Raw genomic sequence first — 9,360 nt, 5'->3', positions numbered from 1 at the left:
CTTGATCATCTTCACGACTTGCAGCTTGAAGCTGTCGTCGAATGTCCTGCGTTTGGTGGTCATGAAAAACTCCTCGATAGATGCATTTTCCACCTATCGAGGTGTCCGGGGAAATTAGACCACTACATATATCATTCTTGTTCCAGTTGTTGAGGAGCAGGCTGTATATCGCGGCGAACTGCCAACACCGCTGGCTTTGTCGATGAGTCAGGCTGACGTGAAGGACTCCTTCGGCGTTCCTTTAGAGTCTAAAGGCCCGACACAACTTCCACTAAATAGAAAGACAGGGGGGTGGGATGCGTATGAGCTTGAAGCCTCAGCGTACCCGAACGCCAAGTTGATGTTTAAGTATGCGGAGAACCGTCAGGTTAATACATTGGTGTTCACTCTCCGGGTTTAATCTTCTCAAAACAGGCGCGCTGCCGGCCAATTAAGCGGCACGCGTCTGTTAGTGCTTCGGTTTCGGTCAGTTAGCGAAGACGCCCGCTGACCGATTTTACAGCCCACCAGCCTACGAATTCCCCCATTCAGTCGCTCTCAAGCAAAAGTTGGAAGGCTTCTTGCAATGCCGCCTGCAAGACGCCAAACCGCGTCAAAACTTTGCTTCAAAGGACACGAGGAATACCGGTGGTGGATCGCTCTCAAATGCTCGGCACGGCCCGCAGCACCCTGACGGACCTCTCGCGAGGCAATCTGGGTGTGCCGTTGTTGTTGCTGGTGATGCTGGCAATGATGATGTTGCCGATGCCGCCGTTTCTGCTGGACGTGTTCTTTACCTTCAACATTGCCCTGTCCATTGTCGTGCTGCTGGTCTGCGTGTACGCGCTGCGACCTTTGGATTTCGCGGTCTTCCCCACTATTTTGCTGGTTGCCACGCTGCTGCGCCTGGCCCTTAACGTGGCCTCCACGCGGGTGGTGATGCTGCACGGCCAGGACGGTCACGCCGCTGCGGGCAAGGTGATCCAGGCCTTCGGTGAGGTGGTGATCGGCGGTAACTACGTGGTGGGTATCGTGGTGTTCGCGATCCTGATGATCATCAACTTCGTGGTGGTGACCAAGGGCGCCGGGCGGATTTCCGAGGTGAGCGCGCGGTTTACCCTCGACGCCATGCCCGGCAAGCAAATGGCGATCGACGCCGACCTCAATGCTGGCCTGATCGACCAGAACCAGGCCAAGGCCCGCCGTTCCGAAGTGGCCCAGGAAGCCGAGTTCTACGGTTCCATGGACGGTGCCAGCAAATTCGTGCGCGGTGACGCCATCGCCGGTTTGCTGATCCTGTTTATCAACCTGATCGGCGGCATGGCCGTCGGTATTTTCCAGCACGGCATGACCTTTGGCGATGCGGGCAAGGTTTACGCCCTGCTGACCATCGGTGACGGTTTGGTGGCGCAATTGCCATCACTGTTGTTATCGACCGCTGCGGCGATCATGGTGACCCGTGCGTCCGGCTCCGAAGACATGGGCAAGCAGATCAATCGCCAGATGTTCGCCTCGCCCAAGGCCCTGGCCGTGGCGGCCGGCATCATGGCGATCATGGGGATTGTGCCGGGCATGCCGCACTTCTCCTTCCTGACCATGGCCGCCCTGGCGGCGGGAGGGGCGTACCTGTTCTGGAAGAAGCAGAACACCATCAAGGTCCAGGCTTTGAAAGAGGTGGAGCGCCAGCAGGACCTGCTGCCATCGCCGGCCCGCGCCCAGGAAACCAAGGAGTTGGGCTGGGATGACGTGACGCCCATCGACATGATCGGCCTGGAAGTCGGCTACCGCCTGATCCCCCTGGTGGATCGCAACCAGGGCGGCCAGTTACTGGCACGGATCAAGGGTGTACGCAAGAAGTTGTCCCAGGACCTGGGCTTTTTGATGCCCACCGTGCATATCCGCGACAACCTCGACCTGGCCCCCAGTGCCTACCGCCTGACCCTGATGGGCGTGACCCTGGCTGAAGCCGAGATCTACCCCGACCGCGAGTTGGCGATCAACCCGGGCCAGGTGTTCGGTACCCTCAGTGGCATAACCGCCAAAGATCCGGCTTTTGGCCTGGACGCGGTGTGGATCGAAGTCAGCCAGCGTAGCCAGGCGCAGTCCCTGGGTTACACGGTGGTCGACGCGAGCACTGTGGTTGCCACGCACCTCAACCAGATTCTGTACAAGCACTCCCATGAGTTGATTGGCCACGAAGAAGTCCAGCAACTCATGCAATTGCTGGCCAAAGCCTCGCCAAAACTGGCCGAAGAGTTGGTGCCCGGGGTGTTGTCGCTGTCGCAACTGCTCAAGGTGCTGCAGGCACTGCTGGCCGAACAGGTGCCGGTACGGGACATTCGCAGCATTGCCGAGGCTATCGCCAACAATGCCGCCAAGAGTCAAGATACTGCCGCTCTGGTGGCAGCGGTGCGCGTCGGTTTGTCCCGTGCCATCGTCCAAAGCATTGTAGGGCTTGACTCCGAGCTGCCTGTCATCACCTTGGAGCCAAGGTTGGAACAAATATTGCTCAATAGTATCCAGAAGGCAGGGCAGGGCCAGGAAGAGGGTGTCCTGCTGGAGCCAAGCATGGCTGAAAAGCTGCAGCGTTCGTTGATCGACGCCGCACAGCGCCAGGAAATGCAGGGCCAACCGGTGATTCTGCTGGTGGCAGGCCCCGTCCGGGCGATGTTGTCGCGGTTCGGACGCCTGGCAGTACCGAATTTGCACGTATTGGCTTATCAGGAAATCCCTGACAACAAGCAAGTGACTATCGTCGCGACAGTAGGGCCCAACGGCTGAGGTAGTGGGTTATGCAAGTAAAGCGTTTTTTCGCCGCCGATATGCGTCAGGCCATGAAGCTGGTTCGTGATGAATTGGGCGCCGACGCAGCCATTATCGGTAACCGTCGCATTGCCGGCGGTGTCGAGCTGACGGCTGCCCTGGATTACAAACCCCAGGCGTTGGCGCCGCGCGTGCCGAACATGGAACTCGAGGACGAGTTGCGCAAGACCGCCTCGCGCATTGTCTCGGCCCAGGCCGAACTGAGCATGCGCGGCGACAGCGATGCGACCACCAATCGCCAATTGTTTGCCGGCCTGCCGCTGACTGCGGCCGAGCCACTGGTAGAGCCGACCTTCGTCGAGCCGCCACGTCCCGCCGCGCCGGCACCGGCTGCTGCGGTCGACCAGCGCGTGTTCGACTCGATGCGTTTTGAACTCAATGGCCTGCGTGAACTGCTGGAAGTACAGCTGGGCTCGCTGGCCTGGAACCAGTTGCAAGGTAGCAAGCCGCAACAGGCCAACCTCTGGCGCCGGCTGCAACGCATCGGCCTGTCCGGCCCGTTGTCGCGCGATCTGCTGGAACTGACCACCGGTATCGAAGAGCCCCGCCAGGCCTGGCGCATGCTGCTGGCGCACCTGGCGCGGATGATCCAGACCCCGGAACTCGAACCCCTTGAAGAAGGTGGCGTGATTGCCATGGTCGGCCCTGCCGGCATGGGCAAGACCACCACCCTGGCCAAGCTGGCTGCCCGTTATGTGCTCAAGTACGGCGCCCATAACATTGCGCTGGTGAGCATGGACAGCTACCGCATCGGGGCCCAGGAACAGCTCAAGACCTTGGGGCGCATCCTCAATGTGCCGGTGACCCACGTCGACCCGGGCCAGTCCCTGGCCAACGCCCTCGACCCGCTGCTGCGCAAGCGCGTGGTACTGATCGATACCGCCGGCCTGCAAGCCAGCGACCCGGCATTGCGCCTGCAACTGGAAAGCCTGGCCGGGCGCGGGATCAAGTCGAAAAACTATCTGGTACTTGCAACAACCAGCCAGAAACAGGTTCTGACTGCTGCGTACCACAGCTACAAACGTTGCGGGCTGGCCGGTTGCATCCTGACTAAGCTGGATGAAACGGCAAGCCTGGGCGAAGTGTTGAGCCTTGCCATCAGCCATGAATTACCGGTCGCCTACCTGACCGATGGGCCGCGGATCCCGGATGACTTGCATCTGCCGCGCCGTCATCAGTTGGTCAGCCGTGCGGTCAGTGTGCAAATGCAGGATGAACCCAGTGAAGAGGCGATGGCGGATATGTTCGCCGACCTCTATCACAACCCAGCCAAGCGGGTCGGCTGAAGGCAACACGAAATACAGTGCAATGTACCTACATCGATGGTCTGCAACCGCGGCCACCCTATGTAGCCTGCGGCTAAGCAAGACAAGGTAAAGAAAGAACATGGGCAGCATGCATCCCGTACAGGTGATCGCGGTGACCGGCGGCAAAGGTGGCGTCGGGAAAACTAACGTGTCAGTGAATTTGTCCCTGGCCCTGGCAGAGCTTGGCCGCCGCGTCATGCTGCTGGATGCCGACCTGGGCCTGGCGAACGTTGACGTTCTGCTGGGACTGACGCCCAAACACACCCTGGCCGATGTCATTGAGGGCCGCTGTGAGCTGCGCGATGTGCTGTTGCAGGGGCCGGGGGGGATTCGCATCGTCCCGGCCGCCTCCGGCACCCAGAGCATGGTGCATCTGAGCCCGGCGCAGCACGCCGGCCTGATCCAGGCCTTCAGTGATATCGGCGACAACCTCGACGTGCTGGTGATCGACACCGCCGCCGGGATCGGCGAGTCCGTGGTCAGCTTCGTGCGCGCCGCGCAAGAAGTGTTGCTGGTGGTCTGCGATGAACCCACCTCGATCACCGACGCCTACGCCCTGATCAAGCTGCTCAACCGCGACTACGGCATGAACCGCTTCCGCGTGCTGGCCAACATGGCCCAGAGCCCGCAAGAGGGGCGCAACCTGTTCGCCAAGTTGACCAAGGTCACGGATCGTTTCCTCGATGTCGCCTTACAATACGTCGGCGCAGTTCCCTATGACGAGTGTGTGCGCAAGGCTGTGCAAAAGCAGCGTGCAGTCTATGAAGCGTTCCCTCGTTCGAAATGCGCGTTGGCGTTCAAGGCAATTGCTCAGAAGGTCGATACCTGGCCACTGCCCGCCAATCCCCGGGGGCATCTGGAGTTTTTCGTCGAGCGATTGGTGCATCAGACGAGTGCAGGACCGGTGCTATGACAGCCAGCGGCTACAACCTTTACAAAAAATCAGCGCGTGACAGCCAGGGCGAATTGATTGAGCGCTATGCGCCTCTGGTCAAGCGCATTGCCTACCACCTGCTGGCACGCCTGCCCGCCAGTGTCCAGGTCGAAGACCTGATCCAGGCGGGGATGATCGGCCTGCTCGAAGTGTCGACCAAGTACGACGCGAGCAAGGGTGCGAGTTTCGAGACGTATGCGGGTATCCGCATCCGTGGCGCAATGCTCGATGAAGTGCGTAAAGGTGATTGGGCGCCGCGTTCGGTCCACCGCAATACCCGGATGGTGAGTGACGCAATTCGCTCAATTGAAGCAAAAACCGGTCGCGACGCTAAAGATCATGAAGTTGCTGCCGAACTCCAATTGAGTCTCGACGATTACTACGGGATTTTGAACGATACCTTGGGCAGCCGCCTGTTCAGTTTCGACGACCTGCTACAGGACGGCGAACATGAAGGGTTGCACGAGGACGGCGCGAGCGCTCACCAGGAGCCTTCACGCGACCTGGAAGATGAACGCTTCCAGGGCGCCCTGGCGGACGCGATTGCCAATCTGCCGGAGCGTGAGCGGCTGGTGCTGGCGCTGTACTACGACGAAGAGCTGAACCTCAAGGAAATCGGTGAGGTCCTGGGCGTCAGCGAATCGCGGGTCAGCCAGCTACATAGCCAATGCGCGGCCCGCTTGCGGGGGCGTTTGGGAGAGTGGCGAGCGCGCTGACAGGCAGTGTGGGGACAGTGCGAACGATAACCGCCAGGGCGCAGGCCAGGCGGGAGCGGCCCGTGATGCGCCCCAGCAGTCCTTTTTGTGTAATGCCTGTTGAATGATATGGCGCGCCCAGGTGCTGGACGCGTTTAAGACTGCTTGGAGGTCGAATTGGACAAGAACATGAAAATCCTCATCGTTGATGATTTCTCAACGATGCGGCGGATCATAAAAAACCTGTTGCGTGACCTTGGGTTCACTAACACGGTCGAGGCGGATGACGGCATTACGGCGATTCCGATCCTCAACAGCGGGAGCATCGACTTTCTGGTAACCGACTGGAACATGCCTGGCATGACCGGTATCGATCTGCTGCGCCATGTGCGCGCCGATGAAAAACTGCGCAATCTTCCGGTGTTGATGGTGACCGCCGAAGCCAAGCGTGAACAGATCATTGAAGCCGCCCAGGCTGGGGTCAACGGCTACGTGGTCAAGCCATTCACTGCATTGGCCTTGAAAGAGAAGATCGAAAAGATCTTTGAACGCATCCACGGTTGATGTCGCCACGGGGTAGCTATGGAGCATAAAGAAACATCGCAGGGGGACTTTGAGTCGACCTTGAAAAAACACGCTCACCAGTTGGTCGACAGCCTTGAAAAAGGCCAGTTCGGCGATGCGGTGCAGTTGATCCATGAGCTCAACCAGACCCGCGACCGCGGCCTGTACCAGGAAGTGGGCAAGCTCACCCGTGAGTTGCACAGTGCGATCGTCAATTTCCAGATTGACCCGCACATGCCCCAGGCCGAGGAAATCTCGCAGATCACTGATGCCACCGAACGCCTGTCCTATGTGGTCCGGCTGACCGAGGCGGCAGCCAATCGCACCATGGACCTGGTGGAAAACGCCACGCCCCTGGTGAACGGCATGGCCAATGAGGCCAAGGCGTTGAGCGCAGACTGGGGCCGCTTCATGCGGCGCGAAGTGGGTGCCGAAGAGTTTCGTGACCTGGCGCGTCGGGTCGAGGGCTTCCTGTCACGCAGCGAGCAGGAAAACCGTACGGTTTCCAGCAACCTCAACGACATCCTGCTGGCCCAGGATTACCAGGACCTCACCGGCCAGGTGATCAAGCGTGTGACCCTGCTGGTCACCGAAGTGGAAAGCAACTTGCTCAAACTGGTGCTGATGGCTGGCCAGGTCGACCGTTTTGCCGGCATCGAACATGACCGCGAAGCGATCCTCTCGGAAAAAGATCCACAAAAACACCTCGCCAAGGGTGAAGGTCCGCAGATTCATGCCGATAAACGTGAAGACGTTATGTCTGGTCAAGATGACGTAGACGATTTGCTGTCCAGTTTAGGCTTCTAAGGAGCACGCAATATGAGCTTCGGCGCCGATGAAGAAATCCTTCAGGATTTCCTTGTAGAGGCCGGCGAAATTCTAGAGCAGTTGTCCGAGCAACTGGTCGAGCTGGAAAGCCGACCGGATGACGCGAACCTGCTCAATGCAATTTTTCGCGGTTTTCACACTGTAAAAGGGGGCGCCGGCTTCCTCCAGCTCCATGAGCTGGTGGAGTGCTGCCACATCGCCGAAAACGTGTTCGACATCCTGCGCAAGGGTGAGCGTCACGTCGATTCGGAATTGATGGACGTGATCCTCGAAGCCCTGGACGCGGTCAACGGCATGTTCAACGAAGTGCGCGAACGCGCACCGATCACTGCCGCCACCCCGGAGCTGCTGGCTGCCCTGGCGCGCCTGGCAGAACCTGCTGCCCTGGCTGCCGCCCCGGTGGTTGAAGCGACGCCAGCGCCGGCTGCCGAACCCGACGTCACCGACAGCGAATTCGAACAACTGCTGGACTCTCTCAATGCTGTCAAGGCGGAAGCCGAGGCTCCGGCGGCGGCTGCACCGGCCATGGTGCCGACCAGCGAAGACATCACCGACGCCGAGTTCGAGTCATTGCTCGACCAGTTGCATGGCAAGGGCCAGTTCGCCCCGGACGCCGTGGCGGCAACGCCAGCGGCGGTGGAGCCGGCACAATCGGTCAGCACCGACATCACCGACGACGAATTTGAAGCGCTGCTGGATCAGTTGCATGGCAAAGGCTCGTTTGCCGCCGATGCCTTGCCGGCAGTCGCTGCGGCGGCTGCACCCGCGGCTGCCACGGCGGCGGCTGTCGCACCGGCGGCGGATGGCCTGATCACCGATCACGAATTTGAATCCCTGCTGGATGAGTTGCACGGCAAGGGCAAGTTCTCCGACGTCGTGCCTGGCGCGCCAGCCAGTGCGACTGCCACGGCGGCGGTGGCCAAGCCGGCACCCGCTGCCGCCAAGGCCGCTGCACCGGCTGCGGCCCGTGCAGCCCCGGCGCCCGCCCGCGCTGCGGCCACTGCCGAGAAAGCCCCGGCCAGTGAAGCTGAAACCACCGTGCGGGTCGATACGGCACGCCTGGACGACATCATGAACATGGTCGGCGAACTGGTGCTGGTGCGTAACCGCCTGGTGCGCCTGGGCTTGAGCAGTGGCGACGAAGCCATGCAAAAGGCCGTGTCGAACCTCGACGTGGTGACGGCCGACCTGCAGACCGCGGTGATGAAGACGCGCATGCAGCCGATCAAGAAAGTCTTCGGGCGCTTCCCGCGCCTGGTGCGTGACTTGGCCCGGCAGTTGAAGAAAGAAATCAACCTGGAACTGGTGGGTGAAGAAACCGACCTCGACAAAAACCTTGTCGAGGCCCTGGCCGACCCGCTGGTCCACTTGGTGCGCAACGCGGTCGACCATGGCGTGGAAACCCCGGAAGAACGCGAAGCCAGCGGCAAGCCACGCCTGGGCAAAGTGATCCTGGCGGCCGAACAGGAAGGCGACCATATCCTGCTGTCGATCACCGATGACGGCAAAGGCATGGACTCCAACATCCTGCGCGGCATCGCGGTCAAGCGTGGGGTCATGGACAAGGACGCGGCCGATCGCCTGACCGACACCGAGTGCTACAACCTGATTTTTGCCCCGGGTTTCTCCACCAAGACCGAGATTTCCGACGTGTCCGGCCGTGGCGTGGGCATGGACGTGGTGAAGACCAAGATCAGCCAGCTCAACGGCTCGATCAATATCTACTCGACCAAGGGCCAGGGCTCGAAGATCGTCATCAAGGTGCCGTTGACCCTGGCGATCATGCCGACCCTGATGGTGATGCTGGGCAACCAGGCGTTCGCCTTCCCGCTGGTCAACGTCAACGAAATCTTCCACCTCGACCTGTCGCGCACCAACGTGGTCGACGGCCAGGAAGTGGTGATTGTGCGGGACAAGGCCCTGCCTTTGTTCTACCTCAAGCGTTGGCTGGTGGCGTCCGCCGCTCATGAAGAGCAGCGCGAAGGCCACGTGGTGATCCTGTCCGTGGGCACCCAGCGTATCGGCTTTGTCGTCGATCAACTGGTTGGCCAGGAAGAAGTGGTCATCAAGCCATTGGGCAAGATGCTGCAAGGAACGCCAGGCATGTCGGGTGCGACCATTACCGGTGACGGTCGGATCGCGCTGATTCTCGATGTTCCGAGCATGCTCAAGCGTTACGCCGCACGGCGTATTTGATTCTGGCTGGGCGGGGCGGTTGTCCCTCGCCCTG

Annotated in this window: 8 protein-coding genes; all 8 read left to right on the top strand. The window is 60.4% G+C overall.

The window, feature by feature from the left end; translation table 11 throughout:
* The first annotated feature begins 130 nt into the window (after positions 1-130).
* The 8 genes from BLL38_RS31470 to BLL38_RS19310 all read left to right on the top strand — a co-directional run bounded on the left by BLL38_RS31470 (position 131) and on the right by BLL38_RS19310 (position 9,326).
* Positions 131-400 (top strand): DUF6392 family protein, encoded by a 270-nt coding sequence (locus BLL38_RS31470; RefSeq protein WP_341274201.1) that lies wholly within the window; start codon positions 131-133, stop codon positions 398-400.
* A 245-nt stretch (positions 401-645) separates the two neighbouring features.
* Complete coding sequence (flhA, locus tag BLL38_RS19340; RefSeq protein ID WP_154220587.1) at positions 646-2,760, top strand: flagellar biosynthesis protein FlhA; 2,115 nt, start codon at positions 646-648, stop codon at positions 2,758-2,760.
* A gap of 11 nt (positions 2,761-2,771) precedes the next feature.
* Positions 2,772-4,088, top strand: coding sequence for a flagellar biosynthesis GTPase FlhF (flhF, locus tag BLL38_RS19335; protein WP_038446998.1), 1,317 nt, complete (start codon positions 2,772-2,774; stop codon positions 4,086-4,088).
* A gap of 100 nt (positions 4,089-4,188) precedes the next feature.
* Positions 4,189-5,022 carry a flagellar synthesis regulator FleN gene (gene fleN, locus BLL38_RS19330; RefSeq protein WP_003192912.1) on the top strand — a complete coding sequence of 278 codons (834 nt, stop codon included), beginning with the start codon at positions 4,189-4,191 and terminating at the stop codon, positions 5,020-5,022.
* A complete protein-coding gene (fliA, locus tag BLL38_RS19325) occupies positions 5,019-5,759 on the top strand; it encodes an RNA polymerase sigma factor FliA (protein ID WP_038447000.1) in 741 nt (246 codons plus the stop codon). The genes fleN and fliA overlap by 4 nt, the downstream gene beginning before the upstream one ends.
* Before the next feature lie 168 nt (positions 5,760-5,927).
* On the top strand, positions 5,928-6,302 hold the full coding sequence (locus tag BLL38_RS19320) for a chemotaxis response regulator CheY (protein WP_162473193.1): 375 nt from the start codon (positions 5,928-5,930) through the stop codon (positions 6,300-6,302).
* 18 nt (positions 6,303-6,320) lie between these two features.
* Entirely contained in the window at positions 6,321-7,109 is a 789-nt protein-coding gene (locus BLL38_RS19315; protein WP_029292564.1) for a protein phosphatase CheZ, read from the top strand.
* Positions 7,110-7,121: 12 nt separating this feature from the next.
* Positions 7,122-9,326 (top strand): chemotaxis protein CheA, encoded by a 2,205-nt coding sequence (locus tag BLL38_RS19310; protein WP_038447002.1) that lies wholly within the window; start codon positions 7,122-7,124, stop codon positions 9,324-9,326.
* The last annotated feature ends 34 nt before the right edge of the window (positions 9,327-9,360 follow it).

The organism is Pseudomonas gessardii (assembly GCF_001983165.1).
GTDB lineage: Bacteria > Pseudomonadota > Gammaproteobacteria > Pseudomonadales > Pseudomonadaceae > Aquipseudomonas > Aquipseudomonas gessardii.
Note: the sequence above shows the minus strand (reverse complement) of the source record. Positions and strands in the feature narration are given on the sequence as shown.

What these genes read in the sequence shown, in the direction of transcription:
- flhA (WP_154220587.1), top strand. Translation starts at nt 646, where the DNA reads ATGCTCGGCACGGCCCGCAGCACCCTGACGGACCTCTCGCGAGGCAAT.
- flhF (WP_038446998.1), top strand. Translation starts at nt 2,772, where the DNA reads ATGCAAGTAAAGCGTTTTTTCGCCGCCGATATGCGTCAGGCCATGAAG.
- fleN (WP_003192912.1), top strand. Translation starts at nt 4,189, where the DNA reads ATGGGCAGCATGCATCCCGTACAGGTGATCGCGGTGACCGGCGGCAAA.
- fliA (WP_038447000.1), top strand. Translation starts at nt 5,019, where the DNA reads ATGACAGCCAGCGGCTACAACCTTTACAAAAAATCAGCGCGTGACAGC.
- BLL38_RS19320 (WP_162473193.1), top strand. Translation starts at nt 5,928, where the DNA reads ATGAAAATCCTCATCGTTGATGATTTCTCAACGATGCGGCGGATCATA.
- BLL38_RS19315 (WP_029292564.1), top strand. Translation starts at nt 6,321, where the DNA reads ATGGAGCATAAAGAAACATCGCAGGGGGACTTTGAGTCGACCTTGAAA.
- BLL38_RS19310 (WP_038447002.1), top strand. Translation starts at nt 7,122, where the DNA reads ATGAGCTTCGGCGCCGATGAAGAAATCCTTCAGGATTTCCTTGTAGAG.